We start from the raw sequence: 18,884 nt of genomic DNA, 5'->3' as shown, positions 1-18,884 counted from the left end.
ATTAAATTAATCCTTAAGTCCAAAACTTTCAAAATCTGCTTTTAAATCTGCATCTTCATTATGATCATCACTATCGTGCTCATGGTTATGATCATCATCACCACCACAACAGGCCTCATCTGAACCATGACCTTGCCCTTCCTTGATCACTTCTTCAACCAGTTGTAGCTTATCTGAACTGTCATCATTCTTACCAAGTAAAAGAATTTCGACGCTGTCAGGATTATCACTAAAGATCCGCCCCGTCCTTGCGAACTGATCAAGAAAACCGATGTATTCTGTTTTCTTAGCGTGATTAATAACTTTATATTTAAATCCATCTTTCAATAAATCAGCATTAACCAACTCGCTAAAATCGAATCGACGGCTAAAGATTCCACTTTCTGGCATTTTTGGCAGTTCAGCATTTACGGTTGCGCCACTCGTAAATAGATGCTGCCCAGCCTTACTCTCAAACTTACCGCCTGTGGTTGAAAACACACCGTTGGCATTGATCTTCAGCTGAGAACCACCTGCTGTCAGGACAATCTCTTTCGGACTGGTGATTTCAATCTTTTCCTCAGTAGAAATCAGTTTAATCACCTTCCTTGCAATCGCCTCTATTGCATCATCCTGCGCCTGCAACTCCAACTTGCCTTTTGCTGCATACGCTCTAAAGCCCTTTTGTGCTGCAAACAGACTGATCTTATCCTGTGCATGTCCGATAATATTCTTTTGTGCACTCAGGTTAATTGAACCACTGGCACTCTCGGCAATATCCTGAGAAGCCTGCAAAATAATATTTTCAGGTGTCGTTAATGCAATCCCATTCGGAGATGCCAACAACATCAGCGCCTGTCTGAAAATCTTGCCTTGTTCTTGCTGCTTGGCATCAGAACTGCTTTCCAGACCTTGGGTATAGCCCTCCATAAAACCCTGTAATGAACTCAATGCCTTAGAAGGTGTAATATCTAACTTGCTCCCTTTACTAAAAGTCCCACAGGTACTCATCAGCTCAAAATCTTTAATATCGACATTGGCCAAGACTTTACCAACTTCTTTAATACTCTCGAACGGATTCTGCTCAATTCGGTCTTTAATACTGGCAAGCTTGCCTTTCACAAGATCAGCGCCATGCTCTTCGACGTTTTCGATAAACTGTTTTAGATTGTCAACCGCATCTTTGGCATCACTAAAGAAGCTATTAAACTCTTCCACTGCGCCTTTGGTATCGCCCCCGAGTGCACCAATATCTTCAATAAAACCACCGCAATCCTTTAAGGCATGAATCGGGTCTTGACTCATTCCTTGTTTAAATAGATTTAAGGTGCTATCCAGTGCTTGTCCCGTGGTTTTAAGCTCCAATGACTGAATAAACTTCGGTAAACGATTAATCACATTCAGCGCATCAGTTTGTTGCTTTGCAGCCACTTCGCTGAGCATTTTCATGCTGTCATAGCCCTGCGACAGCAAGGATTGTGCTTGAGCAGCCTCCAGATGATCGGCGACCGCCTGTTCCTGGGCATAGGTACTAATCAGCATGCCTTTACCTGCCCGCACCGCACCCCAGGCATCCGTCCTGAGCTCAAAGCCTTCCCCACGTCCATCACTGGTTTCTTGTGTTTTGGGATGACTTAAATTACCCAGATTCAGCTGGGATGCTGCATGGCTACTTTGTAGCTGGGTGCTGATTTGCCCGGTGGTATCATCAAAGCGCAACTGGTTAAAGCCACTGCCATTGACTTCCTGACTGCGAATCCCACTGAGTTTTTTGGTGTCAGGCAGTTGTCCCTTAACGTCAAACTTGGTCGGGGAGCGTTGTGCTTCATGGATGCGTCCAGTCACAAAAGGACGGTCAATGTTGCCATCAAAAAAGTCGATGACCACCACTTCACCAATACGCGGCAAGAAGCGTGCTCCATAGCCTTCCCCTGCCCAAGGTGTGAGCACATCTACCCATGCGGAGTCGGTGTCATTGTCATTACTGCCTGCTCCACCATCATGGCCATGATCCTCACTGCGGGTAAACAGAAAGCGAACCTTGATCCGTCCCCACTCATCCACATAGATGGTTTCTCCTTCAGGCCCGACCACTTTGGCACGCTGCGGATAGGCAACCGGACGATGCAACTCTGGATCATATTCAGGAATGATTTTGATCTGACGGCGAATCAAGGTCAGTTCATTGCCCTGACGCTCTGCCTCGTCATCGCCATGTTGATCCCAACGACTCTGGCTAAGTAGTTGACTGACCTGTTGCTGCAGATCTTTGGGCAAATTATTTTGATTATAAAAATGCTTGGCAATAATCAGGAACTCTTGATCGGCCCCTTCGTGTTGATCAATTTCAGGATGTTCCCTGAGATTAAACCAATACCCGACCTGACTGTCGCGCACACTACTATACGCTTTAAAATATTTGGCTTGGCTGGCATACATATCATTGAGTTGCTGATTCAGTTTTTCTAACTGACTACCGCCTGAAGCCGTGGCTTGGTCTTCACCCTTTAAGTCCTGCATCCAGGCCGGGCTGATATGCCACGCCTGCTCCAGACTCAAACTGGCGGAATCAAAACTTTCAGAATGGTTATGAGTAGTAACCACTGAACCTGCGCCTTCTTCTTGAGCCAAGGCATCGGGTTGCCAGCGTTGCAGGTGTATGGCCGTCGGTTGCAAGCTACGCACCGCCACAAAGCCGGTAATGCTGTCCTGAAATTCTGTGGCGCTGCTACGGTGATAACGAATACTTCGTCGAGGCAAAGCCTGATATTCGCTATTGTCATCCATTAATCTGAGCTTTTGCGCTTTTATGGGCGTACTTGAATGCGGGACAAACAGCTCGGCTTCATCGATTAGCCAGCTAATGCCTTCACTGCGCCACAAGCGAGTGAGAAAGGCATAATCAGATTCATTGTGCCCCATCACAAATGGCCGAATATCATAATTCTGACTTAAACCATTCAGATCAAGGCTCAGACTTGCCGCAAAAAGTGCGCTTCTTTGCTGCCATTCCTTGAATAAAACTTCAGTAATCTCGACAACAGTTTTATTCATAAAAACACGGCTGTTACGGCGTTTATGCCATAAACTGGTCGCATCTTTAAGTGTCAGCTTATACAGGGTTAGTGCGCCATCACTCTGCCCGTAACTGGCTTCCGTTACGATTCCTGTGGTTCGGAACAGCTGTCCTGAATCAGTGACCTGATCCACGGCGACCTGAACCCCTATAAATTGTTTTAAAGAAATCTGGGCATTGGTCGACAGACAAATCAATTCGGCTTCCAGCCCGACATTGAGTTGATGCTGGCCTTGTATGCGTTGTAAAAAAACTTGATTATTCAGTAGATTATTAGAAAATTGTACGTGAATGGCACGTTTCTGTGCATTTAGCCCTATTTTTTCTAATACATTAAATATATTAAAAAGCATTTTTTATAATCAGATCGTACGGGGAATCGGCTGAACTTTACAAAAAACAGACCTATCTGTCCACAAAAAAATCTTTTGGCCAACAAAATAGCACAAACTGTTGAGAAATGCAGAAAACAAAACCCGAAATATGTTGCCATATTTCAGGTTTTAGCAAATAAACAAACAAGGATGTTATTATTTTGCTGTGCCGTTGTAGTTTCTAAATAGCTGCCATAGGCAGATCAATAAAATCAAACTGAAATAAAGCAAAGACCACACCGGTAATGATTGACCAAGGAAGGTCCAGTCCACCACCGCACATTCACCCGAACCGGACAACACTTCCTGCAACACGGTTTTCATCGGTAATGCATCTACCAGATAATCCAGACCTGGGCCACAGCTTGGCACTTGATCCGGTGGCAAGCTTTGTAACCACACATGACGTGCTGCCACACCAACCGACCAGCCAATCGATAAGGTCGCTAGAAAAGCATAAAAACGTTTGAATCCGCTTGAAACAGGATTATGGATAAAGGCCACCAGTGCAACTAGCCCCATACCGATCAAACCAAGGCGCTGGAAAATGCAAAGTGGACAAGGGTCCAGACCCTGCACATGTTCTAAATACAACGCAAATGAGATACCAATAATGCTCGTCAGTACCAACAATGCACTCACTAAGCGGTAATTCCAACGCATGGGAAATCCTCTAAAAATATTAGGGTCTGTTGACCTGCTGATCAATCAACAGGCTAGCGGTATTGTGCAAGATATTGTTCAAAACTCATGTCGTTATCTTGTTCAAGTTGCGCCTGTTTTTGCAATGACGTTTCTGCCAGCTGCGCAAAGTACTGTTTGGTTTCTTCGCTAAGTGGATGCTGGTCATAATGATCGACATGGTGCTGTGCCATCACACTGCCAAAGTTCCAGGTACCGCCATGTTGCAAGGTATCTGCAATCACATGCGCAGAAAGGGTGTCTTCAACATCATCTAAACGTTGCTGCATGATCTGGATCGCATCCTGATACAGCCGGGTTGCATCCATTTGATCTAATAAGGCTGCGCAGTCTTGAATTGCATTTAAATGACGTTGTGCCCAGTCTTTTAATGAAACCGAGCTGGCGCCTTCTTCGATCTGTGCATCTGCTGCACGGCCACGATTCACGACTTCCAGTTGATTCCGGTCAATCTGTTCCTGCTCTTTCGCAAACAAATCTGGACTTTCATTTAATAAGCAATAAAGTGCCAAACTCTCCAGAAAACCGGCCGAAACTTCATCAATACCAATCGGGCTATACGGATTCACATCCACTGCACGCAATTCGACATAACCGACACCACGGTTTTTCAATGCCTGCGAAGGGGTTTCACCGGCTTGAGGCACCTGTTTTGGGCGAACCAGACTATAATATTCGTTTTCGATCTGAAGCACATGATCATTGATCTGAATTGGCTCACCCTGTTCATCATTCAGGCCTAACTTGGTAAAATCCGAATAAGGGGTATGCACCGCTTTCTGCAAGCCATCCAGATAATCATGCAGGTCATTGTAGTGAATCCCCAGTTCTTTCTGTGCCGAGTTCTGATACCCCAGACGTCCCATCCGCAAGGCGGTCGCTTCAGGTAAATACAAAGTTCCTTTCACCAAGGGCTGTAAATGATGTTGACGTCCTGTCAGGAAACAGCGGCATACGGAGGGACTTGCGCCTAACATATACATGACCAGAGGAATTAAACGGATAAAATTCCGGATCAGGCCAAAATAGCGATGGCTACGATAATCTTGCAGGCTAAGCTGTTTTAATTGTGGATTTTGCTCATGTTGCTGTAAGGCAATAAATAACGAGTCTGGGAAAGATAAATTATAATGCACGCCGGAAATGGTCTGCATACGGCGACCATAACGAACTCCCAGTCCACGGCGGTAAAGTGTTTTAAAACGGCCAATATTGGAAGAGCCATATTGCGCCAGTTTAATATTTTCTTCGTTATCATCCAGCATACACGGCATCGATAACGGCCACAGTCGTTCACCGGCTTCCAGTTGCTGGTGTACCACACTATGGATATCGCTTAATTCGTTTAAAGCTGCAGCAATGGTGGTTTGCGGCGTCGTAATAAACTCCATTAAGGCTTCTGAATAATCGGTGGTGATATGTGGATGTGTCAGTGCTGAACCCAAAGCTTGTGGATGATTTTTTTGTGATAAAAATCCATTACTTTGCATCCTTAAACTTTCACGCTCAATCCCGCGTAACATCCCTTTTAGTAGCGATGCATCTACCCAAGTAGGTATCACAGAGGAAGTAAGTGTGCTGGGTTGATTCATATTATAGGCTCGCTTATTCAAGATCAGCCGACCACATCAAAGGTAGCGACTTCGTCGACCATACAGGCATCATGACAATGCCAATCCCTTCGACTCAGCCAATTATAACGACAATTGTGATCTAGTCATCTAGGCTCTGTGAACATTTGAAAAATGCTTGCGACAGAAATCCCTGTTTAGTCTGGCAATTTTTATCACAATCTTGTTACATAAGACACGCTCAAATTGTGATTTTATTGAAAAATAAATCTTCTAGAGGAGACTCGCCCATGCAAGCGCAAGACATTCTGAATTTTTGGTTTGACCCGGAACACCGCTCCCTCTGGTTTGCCAAAAGCGATGATTTTGATGCAAAAATTCGCGAGTCATTTCAAGAGATTCATCAACAGGCCGCACAGGCGGAACTGTGGTCATGGCGGCAAACGCCCGAAGGCCGTCTGGCCGAAATTATCGTGCTTGACCAGTTCTCCCGTAACTTATACCGCGATCAGGCACAGGCCTTTGCTTACGACAGCCTAGCCTTGGCTTTGGCACAAGAAGCGATTAGTTTACAACTCGATGCGCAACTCAGTCCTGATCAGCGCTCATTCTTATATATGCCCTTTATGCATAGCGAATCCAGACGCATCCATGAATTTGCCCTCAAATTATTCCAGCGCCTCGGCAATGAAATTAATTTAAACTTTGAGAAAAAGCATAAAGTGATTATTGATCGTTTTGGTCGTTATCCGCATCGCAATAAAATTTTAGGGCGAGACTCTACCCCAGAGGAAACAGAGTTTTTAACCCAGCCCAATAGTAGCTTCTAGGTCGATCTCCCTCGACCACTGATATTAGGAATTGCATATGAAATCGTTATTAATGTGCACACCGCTTCTGCTCGCATTGACATTTGCAGGCTGTGCAACCGTCCCTGCCAAGCCCCGAACCTTTGACCAGTTGGGTCAGTTCACCGCTTATCCGTTAAATAACAAAACTTACCGTGTCGGTTTTCAGGCGGATAATAATTTGAGTTATGGTACAGCAGAGGAAATTACCCTGCTTAAGGCAGCGCAAACCACGGTTAAAAATGGTTTCCGCTACTTTACTGTAGTGGATGACCCGAGTAATGCCCGGCATAAAGCGCCACGTCAGGCCGTGATTTATCCGACACCGTCGTATTATCCTTATGGTTACTATCGTCGTCATCCCGCCTTTTGGCCGGATCCCTTCTACGATATCCCACAAGTGGTCAATATTGATCCAATCCAAGTGTCGTATACTATCGAGTGTTTCAAGACTCAGCAGCAAGCACCAGATGCCTTTGATGCACAACTGATTTTGCAATCTTTGGGGTCAAAATACGGTTTGAGTCCAACAGGAGACGTGTTGCAGCCGCCTGCACCACCTCAAAATAAAAAGTAATTAAAAGGATGGCTCAATGAGTTCAGTCGAAGAAATCCACGTACCTAGCCTGCAAAGAAGTAAATACTTCGCCACCATGGCCCTGATTATTGCCGTGGTGTCATGGATTGCTTTAATGGTCGCGGCGCATTTTCTCCCTGAATATAAATGGCTCATCCATATTTTCATGCTTGGTGCAGAAGCAGGTGTGGTGGGTGGCTTAGCCGACTGGTATGCGGTTACGGTACTGTTCCGCAACCCCTTTGGCAGAATGCCTTTACCCAAGTTATTACGTGACCACACTGAAATTATTCCGCGGAATAAGGCACGTATCGCCGAGTCGATGGGACGTTTTGTGCAGGAAAACTTCCTGTCACCACAGATTGTCGAACGCAGTTTACAAAATGCCGATATCAGTCTGGCGGTAGGACAATGGTTGGCCAGTCCAAAGAATAACCAGCAGGTGGTGCAGATGATTCAGCACACCGTGCCAAGAATCTTTGAATTTGTCAGTCAGGATCAAATTGCACATTTTGTCCAGAATAACAGTGTGCAATGGGTCAGAAGCACCAAGGTCAATAAGCTGGCCAGTGAAATGCTTCGTGCAGTGCTGGAAAATGATTTCCATCAGGATGTATTACAACGCGGACTGGATCTGGCGCATGAATGGATGGTCTCGCATCCAGAGGAAGCACGTGACCTGTCACGTAAACTGTTTCAGGAGCTTGGTGTCTGGAAACTGGCCAAAGGCGCCAGCTGGATCGGGATTGACGTCCAGCAACGTACCATTGACTCGCTGATAGAAAAAGTTGAGTCGATGCTGGCCAATCCTGATCATCCATGGCGTCAGGATATTGAAACCACCACACACAATCTGATGCTGCAACTGGCAGAACCCGACAGTGAAGCCAGCCAGCGTTTAAATCGTGGCAAAGATGCCTTGCTGGATAGCCCACAAGTGCTGAACTTTATCAGTGGTGCAGTTGCGATTCTATGTGATGCGATCAAGACCGATTTAATGCAGCCAGATTCCGGCATTGCCACCAACTTACAGGCGGCGATCCAACAACTGGGTGAAAGCCTGATCCAGAATGAAAAAGTACGTCAGGTATTAAATGAAAAAATGGTCGGCTTGGCGATCAATTTCAGTGAGCAGTATAGCGACAAGATCATTCGTTATATCAGTGAACGTATCCATGAATGGGATTCACGAGAAATGATTGCCAAAATCGAAAGTGAGGTTGGCGGTGACTTGCATATGATCCGCGTTAACGGCGTGATTGTCGGTGCCTTTATTGGTTTAGCACTCGGTGTAATTCGTGCTATTGTGGAAAATGTTTTGTGATATCGAATAAAAAACCTGTTCCCTGTTCTAAATAAGATACGCGGGATAAGTCATTCGCAACCTGCGTGGTTTCAATTCAATGTTGTTTCTGCGAGGTAATCGAAACAATGCAAGAAGTGAACAGGTTTTGCGAATGACAATGCTTTTGGTTACTTTGGGCAAAACCAAAGTAACTCCAGCTGAAGGCTTATCCTGAAATTAGGTGAGTACTCGGCAAGACATCGCCACAATAAATAATTCATTAAAATTTAATTAGGTAATTTCAATCATGTTGCAACTTCAGTCAAAACTCCCAAGCCAAGGCGTGACCATTTTTAGCATCATGACTGAACTCGCACACCGGCTCAACGCTCTCAACCTGTCCCAAGGCTTCCCCGATTTCCCGGCGCCACCTGCCCTGCTGGATGCGCTGAACCAAGCCACACTCTCAGGCTATAACCAGTACCCCGCCGGGGATGGGGTATTGGCCCTGCGCGAACAGCTCGCCACACAGTTTTTACAACGCGATCAATTGCAACTTGATCCTGCCACTGAAATCACTATCACGTCAGGCGCAACCATTGCGATCTTTTGTGCCATTCAAGCCTGCATCCATGCAGAAGATGAAGTGATTATTTTCGATCCAAGCTATGATAGCTACGCGCCTGCAGTTCAACTGGCTGGTGGAAAATCCATTCATATCAATCTGGAAGCACCGTCTTTTCAGGTGGACTGGCAAAAAGTCAAAGACAGTATCAATGCCAAAACCCGCATGATTATTGTCAATACACCGCATAACCCCACTGGTGCAATCTGGTCAGAACAAGACTGGCGACAACTGATTGAACTGATTCAAGATAAAAATATTGTGGTGCTTTCAGACGAAGTCTATGAACATCTGGTCTTTGATGGACAAAAACACTTTAGCGCACTGCAATTTCCTGAATTACGCGATCGCAGTTTTGTGATTGGCTCTTTTGGTAAAACCTACCATGTCACTGGCTGGAAAACCGGTTATTGCGTGGCCTCTCCGCAGCTGATGCGACTGTTCCGCCAGATTTATCAGTTTGCCAATTTCTGTGGGAATATGCCGTGTCAATTAGCGCTGGCCGATTACATGCAACAGCACCCTGAGCATATTCAAGAGCTCCCTCATTTTTATCAGGCAAAACGCGATCTGTTTAATACCCAGCTTCAACACTCACGTTTTCAATTTACCCCGTCTCAAGGTACCTATTTCCAGAATCTGGATTACAGCAATATTCGTCCAGACTTAAATGATGTCGAGATGTGCCAGTTCCTTGCCGAGCAACATAAAATCGTGGCGATTCCCATTTCAGTATTTTACCGACAAGCGCCAGAATCACTGCGCCTGATCCGCTTCTGCTTTGCCAAGACCGATCAAACCCTACAACGTGCCGGTGAAATCCTCTTACAGTGTTGATCAACAAAAAATAAACCGAACGATAAAGTTCCCAGCATCACTTATGATGCTATGTTGGAAAAAATAGATACGCTTCAGGCTGAAGGGTGAAGGAAACTGAATGACTCCACGTCAACCGCTGGTGATGCAACCCAATCTCTGGAAAACATTTTTTCTGTTTCTGGTGCCTTTGATTGCCACCAATATTTTACAAAACCTGTCGGGTACGATTAATACTATCTTTGTCGGTCAAATGATGGGCGTAGATGCCATTGCCGCTGTTTCCGTATTCTTCCCGATCCTGTTTTTTCTGCTGGCTTTCGTGATCGGTATTTCAGCGGGTACTACTGTACTGGTGGGACAGGCCTGGGGCGCACAAAACCTTGAAAAAGTCCGCTGTGTGATTGGTTCGACCCTGTTTATGACCTTGATCGGCGGGAGCATTATTGCCGTACTCGGTCTGGTATTTGCCAAGCACATTCTGGAATTACTGGGCACTGATCCCAAGGTGATGCATCTGTCCTTGCCTTATGTGCAATGGATGCTGGTCGGTAGTCCGCTGTTGTTTGTTTATATTATTTATACCTCGATTCTGCGTGGTGTCGGCGATAGCGTCACTCCCCTGATTGCCTTAAGTCTGACCAGTCTGATCGGTCTGGCAGTCACTCCCGTTTTACTGAAAGGTTATTTTGGTTTCCCGGCATTGGGAATTGTCGCACCCGCAATTGCCACCATTCTGGGCTATGCCCTGGTATTGATTTTTTTAACGGTTTATCTGAACCATAAAAATCATCCCTTAAAGATTGATCGACAATTACTGCAACATATTCGTCATGATGCCGAGCTGAGTAAATTAATTCTAAAACTCGGGATTCCAACCGGCATCCAGATGGTGACGACCTCTTTAGCTGGTCTGGTGATTATCGGCCTGATTAATCATTATGGCGCGCATGCCACCGCAGCCTATGGTGCCGTGAATCAGGTACTGAACTATATCCAGTTTCCAGCCTTGTCGATTTCGATTGCCGCTTCGATTTTTGCGGCTCAAGCGATTGGTGCAGGTCAACCTGATTTATTGGCCAAAGTGACCCGTACAGCTTTGGGCATGAATTTCCTGTTTACGGGGACCTTGATTATTCTGGCCTATTTATTCTCTAAATATTTAATGGCGCTGTTTATTACCGATCACAGCGTGATTGTACTGGGGCAGCAACTGTTATTTATTGTGTTGTGGTCAATTTTATTCTTTGGTGCCAGTGCGATTTTTGCCTCGATCATGCGTGCCAGTGGTACGGTCAATGTTCCTATGCTGATCAATATTTTTACCATTCTCCTGATCGAAGTACCGTGTGCCTACTGGTTTAGTTCGTTGTGGGGCTTAACCGGAATCTGGATTGCCTATGCGCTGTCTTTCGTCAGCTTATGTATTTTCCAAGGCTTTTATTATCAATTCTTCTGGAAGAAATCAAAAATCAAAGTCCTTATTTAACCTGAGCGCGAGGCTGAATATGGTACTCGGAAACGTCATCTACAACCTGCGTGGTGTAAACAAAATAATGTTTTTGCGATATATTTTAATAAATCCAAGAATAGAACAGGTTTTGTAGATGACCATGGTTTTGCCTACTTTTGCCAAAACAAAAGTAGGGCGAGCCTGAACAAAGTTGAAATATATTTCAACTGAAGTGCAAGACGTAGTGGCTGATCCTAAAATTGGGTGAGAACATAGCAAGATTCCACCAAGCTAATCATTTTCAATAGGTTAGAGAGAAATTCAACCGAACTCAGATTGTTTAATATCTGCTTGTTCTGACAGATATAAAAAAGCCATTCACAAAGAATGGCTTTTTTCTGCAGTAATGACTTACATCATTTTGGTTGCAAGGGCTGCAATACGTTGATAACCCGTCGGGAATAAACGCTGGAATGAATCCACAATACGCGCATCAGTACCAATTAACAGACGGCGTTTGTCCTTCTGTACCGCATTCAGAATTTGACGTGCTGCTTCTTCTGGTGGGGTACGCAGGAACTTGTCAAATTGCTTGATCGATTTGCTCGGGTCCATACCCAGACTCTTCAAGCTGTCATTCATTTTTGCTGCTTTGGCAATATTGGTACGAATACCGCCCGGATGGACACAGAGTGAGCTGACACCGCTCTTCTCAATGTCCAGCTCCTGACGTAAGGACTCAGTAAAACCACGCACTGCAAATTTGGTGGCGTTATAAGCAGACTGAGTTGGCTGCGAGGTTAGGCCAAAGATACTTGAAATATTGATGATATGACCATCTTTGGTTTGTTTGATAAACGGCAGGAATTCTTTGGTGCCGTACACTACGCCCCAGAAGTTGATGCCAACGATCCACTCCAAATCTTCATAGCTTGCGCCTTCGACCGTTGAGCCAAGTGCGACACCTGCGTTATTGAAGATCATATTAACCGAACCATGATCCTGCACCGTCTCTTGCGCCCATTGTTTTACCGCATCACGGTTTGAGACATCAAGTACTTTTGTGGTGACTGTTACAGGATATGGCTTCACCAATTCAACGGTTTGAGCCAAACCTTTTTCATTGATATCACTTAACGATAAATGACAGCCCTGTTTCGCTAACAAGATCGCCAGTTGTTGTCCAATCCCAGAACCAGCACCAGTGATCGCTGCGACTTTATTTTTAAAATTTTTCATTGCCTATCCTTTGTGTTGCGAATGATATGCACAATATTCGCCCCAATCATGCGTTGTCATGTGCTGTTTAACCTGTAACCAATATAATTTTGACAATACAGGTTGTCAATATAGTACAGTCAAGCTTTATGACAAATGGCAATAACCGACACCTAACATGTCATAATAGGCCTATTTACATTCTTGACCGAAGATGTGTAAAAGAGACAAGGCATATTTTCAAAATTTGGTTATGCTAGATCGGCAGCAAATGACAGCAATGTAAAAAAGTACGTGATATCCGATTTAGCAACGTTTTAGGGAACGGTTTTTCAATGGCAACTCCAGAGCAAGCGACAGACAAGAAAAAAAAGGCAGCAACCAAAGAGCGTCAATTCAAAGGTCTCTCGTTAACTGAGCGCAAGCAGGCACGTCGTGACAAACTGATTGAAGCGGGTATTGCGACTTACGGTACCCATGGCTTCTTTTCGGTCACGGTCAAGGATGTCTGTAATGAGGCCAAGCTGACTGAACGCTACTTTTATGAATCCTTTAAGAAAAGTGAAGATCTGTTCCAGACCGTATTCCTGAAAATGATCGAAAAAATGCAGACCTGCCTCACTCAGGCGGTACTGATGGCAGCACCTGAACCTAAAAATATGGTCAATGCCGGTTTATCCGCCTTATTAAATGCGATTAAGGATGATCCGCGTATGGCACGGATTATTTATATCGATGCCATGCTGGTGCAGGACCTGCATAATCAGGCCACCATTCAGGAAACCCTGACCCAGTTTGACCGTATTATTCAGGGCTTTGTGATGATTACCATGCCCAATGCCCCGCAAAGCACCGAAGAAGTGTCGTTAATGGCAACCGGCCTGAATGGTTATGTGACCCATATTATTATTCGCTGGGTTTCCGAGGGCTTTAAACAGCCGCTGCAGGATGTGCTTTCTGCCTGTTGTGCTGTGTTCTTGTCCTTTATCGAAACAACCTCACAAAAAAATTAAAATCGTTTTACAGTTTTGTGACAGCCACAACCATCGCATGACAGATTGATTAACTCAATGAATTCATTTGCTTTATGCTCAGGCAAGTTGTCATCATATGGTCATGACTCTGCCCCACAATTGTCACAATTTATTGCTAAATTCGACTTTATTCCCTCTTTTGCAATGATATTGTCATAATTAATCTTTGTAATAAGCCTGTCATAACAACAAAACGGTTAAACCGTTACAGATTTTAAGGGTATTGCGCTGTGAAAGATGACTATATTTTAATTGTCGATGATGAGTTACCGATCCGCGAAATGATCCATACCTCTTTGGATATGGCAGGCTTCCAATGTTTACAAGCCGAGGATGCCAAACAGGCGCATCAGATTATCGTTGATCAGCGTCCTGCACTTATCTTGCTGGACTGGATGTTACCGGGGGGGGTGAGTGGTGTAGACTTATGCCGTCGCCTGAAACGCGATGAGAACCTGTCTGAAATTCCTGTGATCATGCTCACTGCACGTGGTGAAGAAGACCATAAAGTTCAAGGTCTGGATGCCGGTGCAGATGATTACATGACCAAACCCTTCTCGACACGTGAACTGGTTTCCCGTATCAAGGCGGTATTACGTCGTGCCAATGCACTGAGCGGAGAAAAAGTGATTGATGCCAATGGCTTGTTACTCGATCCGGTCAGTCAGCGTGTTAGCTTTGGCAACAGTATTTTAGACATGGGTCCAACCGAATATCGTTTACTGGCCTTCTTTATGACCCATCCGGAACGTGCTTATACACGTGCGCAGCTGCTTGATCAGGTGTGGGGTGGCAATGTTTATATTGAAGACCGTACCATTGACGTGCATATCCGTCGTTTACGCAAAGTGCTAGAGCCTTTTGGTGTTGACCGCTTTGTGCAAACGGTTCGTGGCACAGGTTACCGTTTTTCGACACGAGCCGATTTAGCAGTAGGTTAAAAATCTTTTATGTACGAACCTTATCCGGTCCCTGAACTGGCACGTGAACACCAGCGTTTTCGCTACAGCAGTTTATGGACGTTTGCAAAACAAGATTTAAGGCTGTTACTTTTTTTCTTATTGATTGCAAGCTTAATTGGATTTGGGGTTGGCTACTTTTGGAGCTGTATTTTTATTGCTTTTGTGGTGTTTTTTGCCCTGCAGCTCCGCTCGCTTTATCTGGTCAATGAATGGATTTCAAACCGTCCCTATGATGTTCCACCCAATTTAAATGGGATCTGGGGCGCTTTGCTGTTCAATGTTTATCGCGCTCAACGTCAGGAACGCATTGTTCAGGCAGAAATGGTTGGTCTCATTGACCGTGCCCAGTCTTCTCTGGTTGCTCTGGCAGAAGCCGTGGTGCTGATTGATGACCAACATCAAATCGAATGGTGGAATCCCGCAGCCGAGAAGCTGTTAGGGATTAGTCCTTTGGACCGCGGACGTAACCTATTGTCGATTTTACGCCAGCCCAGTTTTATTGAATATTTTAATAATCCAGATCAATCCCCTGATGGCATTCGTCTGCAAGCGCAGATGGAAGAAGAACGTTATGTACACGTCAAACTCACCCGTTTTGGGGGTGAAAGTCGTTTGCTGGTCGCACATGACACCACACGCGTCCATAATCTGGAACAAATGCGTAAAGACTTTGTCGATAATATTTCACATGAATTACGTACGCCGCTGACCGTACTCAGTGGTTATATCGAAACCTTTACCGATCAAGACGATATTACCCCACGCTGGAAACGTGCTTTCACGCAAATGCAATCCCAGACCAAGCGGATGAATGCCTTGGTCAATGACTTATTATTGTTATCCAATCTGGAAAATAACAAGAAAGTCGCGAAAAATCAGATTATTGATATGGCCAATCTGATGAACCAGATCTTTGATGATGCGCGTGCCTACAATCTTGATTATGGACATACTTTAAATCTGGATATTGATAGCCATTGTGACCTGATTGGCTCGGACATTGAAATTGCCAGTGCCTTCAGCAATTTAATTACCAATGCAATTAAATATACACCGCCTGGAGGCATCATCACCATTGGCTGGCATGAAGCGGGTGACCATGCTTCCTTTACCGTACAGGACAATGGCATCGGCATTGATCCAAAACATTTACCTCGCCTGACTGAACGCTTCTATCGCGTCGATAGCGCGCGTAGCCGTCAAACTGGTGGTACAGGTTTAGGACTTGCCATTGTCAAACATGTCCTGATGCAACATGGCGCACATCTAGAAATCACCTCTAAAGAAAATGAAGGCTCAACCTTTACCGCGATCTTCCCGAAAGAACGTCTGTATCGCATGCTATAAATTTTAGCTTCAATAAAAAAAGCCGACCCTTCTGGATCGGCTTTTTCAATTCTGGATCATAGCAATCAGTGGCTGGCGTTTGCATTAAGCTCTGTCGACTCGAGCAAATGACTAGGTAAGCCAAAGATATGATCAAAAAAGTAATTATAAACAAAGGTATAACATGGGATCAGCACCATCAGACTGAAGTCCAGCAAGAACGCCTTAACTAAACTGATTTGCATCCACCATGCAATCAACGGAATCAAAATCATCACCAGCACAATCTGGAATCCAATCGCATGCGCAATACGTCTTAACACGGTACGCTTTTTCGAGGTTTGGGTTTTTTCCCACATCTCGAACACATAGTTATAAAAAAAGTTCACGGTTACGGCGATGACTGCAATCAAGATCGACAAAGGCCCGGTATGACTAATGGTGGTACCTGACAGCACTGCCAGCACCATTGCACAGATAAAAAAGCTAAAAACTTCATAGAAAAACACATAAGTGACTCTTCTCTTGGTTCCTTGCATGACCACACCTTAAAATCAATAATGAGTGGATTTTACGCTTTAATTTTGATAAAAAAAGTCAATCGTTATCAGTACAACTGACAAGAGAATTAAAATGAAATTAACCAGTGAACAGCTCGATCTGATTCTTGAAATTATTGATCGAGGTAATTTTTCAGCGGCTGCCCGGGCACTGAACCGGGTACCTTCTGCCGTCAGTATGGCGATTGCCAATTTAGAAGCAGAACTAAATTTAAAATTATTTGAACGCAGTAAAAATCATCTTGCGCCCACTGACATTGCCTTATCCATCGAGCCACACGTCCGATTGATTGTGACTAAACTGCGCCAGCTGGAAATGCATTTAACTGAACTTTCAACAGGACTGGAAACCCGTATTGCAATTGGTGTGGCTGCAGACGTCAACCAGAAACTTTTGTTGCCTGCTATTGCCCAACTGCTGCAACGCTATCCGCTACTGGACATTGAAATGGTCAGTGCCCCACAACAAGAATTAAAAGCGCGCTTACATCAAAATGAAATCGATCTGTACATTGCCTATAGCTCATCCGAGCTCGACCGGAATGAGCGCTTTCGACTCTTGGGGACTGAAAAATTTGTTGCAGCAATTTCTCCTCAAAGTGCACAACAGCTCAAGGACAATCATAAAAATGAATTGACCATGCTCTCTGAACTCAGACAGATTATTATCGCCAGCAAACACTACCCTCTCCCGGATAGTCGGGTCCTGGTCTCTGATTCTTACTGGTATAGCGATAGTTTATTGATGGCAATTAATATGGTGGAACAGGGCTTTGGCTGGGGAAATTTTCCACTTTCGATCGTGCAAGAACATTTTGCTCAAGGCAGTCTGGTTCGACTGGAATTTCATGACACCACCAATCGACTGGATATGCCGATTCATGCCATCTGGCCGAGCCACAAACCTCTAAGCCAGACCATTCAGATGCTGATTGAACTCTGGACCAAACAAATCAATATAGAATAAAAAAAAGCCCGACATCCTGTCGGGCTTTTTCGTATTCCTTTCACTAGATACAACTCCTGTCATATCTCACATCCTGATGCCTGAACTTATCATTTTTGTTTTATGTTCTGGAACTTCCTGTTCCTGATGAGTTCATATTAGGCAATTGAGCTTGGGTTGAAAATGGGACATTTCCTCTAATCAGTGTAAGCAAAAACGTACATCGCCATGCGCTCATCTCATTTATAAAATTGGTCATGACATCAAACATGATGCGAAGGTTTATCTAATCTCCTGATAAATCAGTCTGCTGTGAGATCGGCTGTATGCCCATATAATGGTCATAGCTCTGCACCAGTAAACAAATCATTACTGCAGCAATCAAGGTCACAATCTTGTTTTTCATCGTCATTTTCAGCCACCTGAATCAAGAATCTATAAAAAAGATATAAGATTTCTTCCATCTCATCTAATATAGAAAAAGCAGGCACTGATCTAATTTTGAGATATGTGGACATTCAAACAATTCAATTATCTAATCACGATTGTCGAAACCGGTGGCTTTATTGCCGCTTCGGAGAAGCTGTTTATCGCCCAATCAGCACTGAGCAGGCAAATTAAAAATTTAGAAGAAGAATGAGGCTTTGAGATTTTCGATCGCTCTGAAAAGAAGATAAAACTTACGGTTGCAGGCGAAGCACTGTATAAAAGTTTAAAAACCAATCTTGATCATTTAAAAAGTTCCATTGTCAGTGCCCAAAGTATCAGTCGGGGTGAAGGCCGAATTATTAAAATTGCCCATTCCAGCAGTATCGTACTAGATCAGAATAAACTGGAAGTCTTTGAACAGCTGTGTGACACCCATAATATTGATATCGAAATGAATACTCTATCTTCTGAGTTACAACTGGAATATCTATTAAATGGTTCCATTGATCTGGGTTTTATCCGGCCGCCGATTTATCACAATTTAGATGAGGTCAATTCGATTAGCTTATACACTGCCCCATTATATGTGGCTGCCCATATTGCCGATCCGGTTTTAAGTGAAAAAGAACGTATTTCGATACGTGAATTAGCGTCATTAAATTTTGTTTCTGTACCGCATAAAGCGCGTGGTGGTCTCAGCTATCTGGCCGCCAACTTATGCCTGGTCAATGGTTTTTCTCCAAAAAGAACCCGAATTTATTCAAGAAAAAGGTCTCAACTGGAACTGGTCGCCAATGGCTTTGGCATTTGTATTGTGCCTGAAGAATTTAAAGTGATTCTGCCGAGTAATGTCAGGCTTATTCCAATTCAGGACAAGAACACACTCAGTGAAGTGAAACTGATCTGGAAAAAGGATGAAGACCTGCTGATTGACCACTGTGCCGCCTCAATTAATGCTTTTTACAATGCCAAGCCAATCAATTAAACAGCACTCTAAAAAAATAAAATGAAAAAGCCCGACATCCTGTCGGGCTTTTTCGTATTCCTTTCACTAGATACAACTCCTGTCATATCTCACATCCTGATGCCTGAACTTATCATTT

15 protein-coding genes and 1 pseudogene are annotated in these 18,884 nt (G+C 44.3%); 10 read left to right on the top strand and 6 right to left on the bottom strand.

What is annotated here, in order from left to right:
- Positions 1 to 6: 6 nt before the first annotated feature.
- The 3 genes from ACINWC323_RS13905 to gshA all read right to left on the bottom strand — a co-directional run bounded on the left by ACINWC323_RS13905 (position 7) and on the right by gshA (position 5,723).
- Entirely contained in the window at positions 7 to 3,408 is a 3,402-nt protein-coding gene (locus tag ACINWC323_RS13905) for a type VI secretion system Vgr family protein (protein ID WP_009510315.1), read from the bottom strand.
- Positions 3,409 to 3,585: 177 nt separating this feature from the next.
- Positions 3,586 to 4,092 (bottom strand): disulfide bond formation protein B, encoded by a 507-nt coding sequence (locus ACINWC323_RS13910; RefSeq protein ID WP_005227992.1) that lies wholly within the window; start codon positions 4,090 to 4,092, stop codon positions 3,586 to 3,588.
- Positions 4,093 to 4,145: 53 nt separating this feature from the next.
- On the bottom strand, positions 4,146 to 5,723 hold the full coding sequence (gene gshA / locus ACINWC323_RS13915; RefSeq protein WP_032881210.1) for a glutamate--cysteine ligase: 1,578 nt from the start codon (positions 5,721 to 5,723) through the stop codon (positions 4,146 to 4,148).
- Between the two features lie 269 nt (positions 5,724 to 5,992).
- Between gshA and ACINWC323_RS13920 the strand changes: the two genes are divergently transcribed.
- The 5 genes from ACINWC323_RS13920 (at position 5,993) to ACINWC323_RS13940 (ending at position 11,342) form a co-directional block, all read left to right on the top strand.
- Positions 5,993 to 6,532, top strand: a complete 540-nt coding sequence (locus ACINWC323_RS13920; protein WP_005227995.1) for a DUF924 family protein — start codon at positions 5,993 to 5,995, stop codon at positions 6,530 to 6,532.
- Between the two features lie 37 nt (positions 6,533 to 6,569).
- Positions 6,570 to 7,127, top strand: a complete 558-nt coding sequence (locus ACINWC323_RS13925) for a CC0125/CC1285 family lipoprotein (RefSeq protein ID WP_009510279.1) — start codon at positions 6,570 to 6,572, stop codon at positions 7,125 to 7,127.
- Positions 7,128 to 7,143: 16 nt separating this feature from the next.
- A complete protein-coding gene (locus ACINWC323_RS13930) occupies positions 7,144 to 8,451 on the top strand; it encodes a DUF445 domain-containing protein (protein ID WP_009510109.1) in 1,308 nt (435 codons plus the stop codon).
- A gap of 268 nt (positions 8,452 to 8,719) precedes the next feature.
- Positions 8,720 to 9,874: a pyridoxal phosphate-dependent aminotransferase gene (locus ACINWC323_RS13935; protein WP_009510318.1), complete on the top strand. Its 1,155-nt coding sequence runs from the start codon at positions 8,720 to 8,722 to the stop codon at positions 9,872 to 9,874.
- A 100-nt stretch (positions 9,875 to 9,974) separates the two neighbouring features.
- Positions 9,975 to 11,342 (top strand): MATE family efflux transporter, encoded by a 1,368-nt coding sequence (locus ACINWC323_RS13940; RefSeq protein WP_009510125.1) that lies wholly within the window; start codon positions 9,975 to 9,977, stop codon positions 11,340 to 11,342.
- A 375-nt stretch (positions 11,343 to 11,717) separates the two neighbouring features.
- Here ACINWC323_RS13940 and ACINWC323_RS13945 read toward each other — a convergent pair whose 3' ends face one another.
- Complete coding sequence (locus ACINWC323_RS13945; RefSeq protein WP_005282314.1) at positions 11,718 to 12,545, bottom strand: SDR family NAD(P)-dependent oxidoreductase; 828 nt, start codon at positions 12,543 to 12,545, stop codon at positions 11,718 to 11,720.
- Positions 12,546 to 12,859: 314 nt separating this feature from the next.
- Here ACINWC323_RS13945 and ACINWC323_RS13950 point away from each other — a divergent pair, with 314 nt between their 5' ends.
- From ACINWC323_RS13950 to phoR, 3 genes are all read left to right on the top strand, one after another.
- Entirely contained in the window at positions 12,860 to 13,537 is a 678-nt protein-coding gene (locus tag ACINWC323_RS13950; protein ID WP_009510135.1) for a TetR/AcrR family transcriptional regulator, read from the top strand.
- Positions 13,538 to 13,788: 251 nt separating this feature from the next.
- A complete protein-coding gene (gene phoB / locus ACINWC323_RS13955) occupies positions 13,789 to 14,499 on the top strand; it encodes a phosphate regulon transcriptional regulator PhoB (RefSeq protein ID WP_004776327.1) in 711 nt (236 codons plus the stop codon).
- Between the two features lie 9 nt (positions 14,500 to 14,508).
- Complete coding sequence (phoR, locus tag ACINWC323_RS13960) at positions 14,509 to 15,867, top strand: phosphate regulon sensor histidine kinase PhoR (protein ID WP_004776329.1); 1,359 nt, start codon at positions 14,509 to 14,511, stop codon at positions 15,865 to 15,867.
- 65 nt (positions 15,868 to 15,932) lie between these two features.
- Here phoR and ACINWC323_RS13965 read toward each other — a convergent pair whose 3' ends face one another.
- Positions 15,933 to 16,385 (bottom strand): PACE efflux transporter, encoded by a 453-nt coding sequence (locus ACINWC323_RS13965; protein WP_009510171.1) that lies wholly within the window; start codon positions 16,383 to 16,385, stop codon positions 15,933 to 15,935.
- Positions 16,386 to 16,479: 94 nt separating this feature from the next.
- Between ACINWC323_RS13965 and ACINWC323_RS13970 the strand changes: the two genes are divergently transcribed.
- The gene (locus ACINWC323_RS13970) at positions 16,480 to 17,373 is read left to right on the top strand and encodes a LysR family transcriptional regulator (RefSeq protein ID WP_009510107.1); all 894 of its coding nucleotides are present in this window, start codon (positions 16,480 to 16,482) and stop codon (positions 17,371 to 17,373) included.
- Positions 17,374 to 17,638: 265 nt separating this feature from the next.
- Here the strand turns inward: ACINWC323_RS13970 and ACINWC323_RS20460 are convergent, their stop codons facing one another.
- Positions 17,639 to 17,764 (bottom strand): hypothetical protein, encoded by a 126-nt coding sequence (locus tag ACINWC323_RS20460; protein ID WP_009510212.1) that lies wholly within the window; start codon positions 17,762 to 17,764, stop codon positions 17,639 to 17,641.
- A gap of 96 nt (positions 17,765 to 17,860) precedes the next feature.
- Here ACINWC323_RS20460 and ACINWC323_RS0118845 point away from each other — a divergent pair.
- Positions 17,861 to 18,766, top strand: a pseudogene (locus ACINWC323_RS0118845) (LysR family transcriptional regulator).
- The last annotated feature ends 118 nt before the right edge of the window (positions 18,767 to 18,884 follow it).

The organism is Acinetobacter sp. WC-323 (assembly GCF_000314615.1).
GTDB lineage: Bacteria > Pseudomonadota > Gammaproteobacteria > Pseudomonadales > Moraxellaceae > Acinetobacter > Acinetobacter courvalinii.
This window is presented reverse-complemented; position numbering and strand designations above follow the sequence as displayed.

Excerpts from the sequence above, each read along its gene's own strand:
- ACINWC323_RS13925 (WP_009510279.1), top strand. The coding sequence starts at position 6,570 with ATGAAATCGTTATTAATGTGCACACCGCTTCTGCTCGCATTGACATTT.
- ACINWC323_RS13920 (WP_005227995.1), top strand. The coding sequence starts at position 5,993 with ATGCAAGCGCAAGACATTCTGAATTTTTGGTTTGACCCGGAACACCGC.
- ACINWC323_RS13965 (WP_009510171.1), bottom strand. The coding sequence starts at position 16,385 with ATGCAAGGAACCAAGAGAAGAGTCACTTATGTGTTTTTCTATGAAGTT.
- ACINWC323_RS13905 (WP_009510315.1), bottom strand. The coding sequence starts at position 3,408 with ATGCTTTTTAATATATTTAATGTATTAGAAAAAATAGGGCTAAATGCA.
- ACINWC323_RS13910 (WP_005227992.1), bottom strand. The coding sequence starts at position 4,092 with ATGCGTTGGAATTACCGCTTAGTGAGTGCATTGTTGGTACTGACGAGC.
- gshA (WP_032881210.1), bottom strand. The coding sequence starts at position 5,723 with ATGAATCAACCCAGCACACTTACTTCCTCTGTGATACCTACTTGGGTA.
- ACINWC323_RS13950 (WP_009510135.1), top strand. The coding sequence starts at position 12,860 with ATGGCAACTCCAGAGCAAGCGACAGACAAGAAAAAAAAGGCAGCAACC.
- phoR (WP_004776329.1), top strand. The coding sequence starts at position 14,509 with ATGTACGAACCTTATCCGGTCCCTGAACTGGCACGTGAACACCAGCGT.
- ACINWC323_RS13940 (WP_009510125.1), top strand. The coding sequence starts at position 9,975 with ATGACTCCACGTCAACCGCTGGTGATGCAACCCAATCTCTGGAAAACA.
- ACINWC323_RS13930 (WP_009510109.1), top strand. The coding sequence starts at position 7,144 with ATGAGTTCAGTCGAAGAAATCCACGTACCTAGCCTGCAAAGAAGTAAA.
- ACINWC323_RS20460 (WP_009510212.1), bottom strand. The coding sequence starts at position 17,764 with ATGACGATGAAAAACAAGATTGTGACCTTGATTGCTGCAGTAATGATT.
- ACINWC323_RS13945 (WP_005282314.1), bottom strand. The coding sequence starts at position 12,545 with ATGAAAAATTTTAAAAATAAAGTCGCAGCGATCACTGGTGCTGGTTCT.
- ACINWC323_RS13970 (WP_009510107.1), top strand. The coding sequence starts at position 16,480 with ATGAAATTAACCAGTGAACAGCTCGATCTGATTCTTGAAATTATTGAT.
- ACINWC323_RS13935 (WP_009510318.1), top strand. The coding sequence starts at position 8,720 with ATGTTGCAACTTCAGTCAAAACTCCCAAGCCAAGGCGTGACCATTTTT.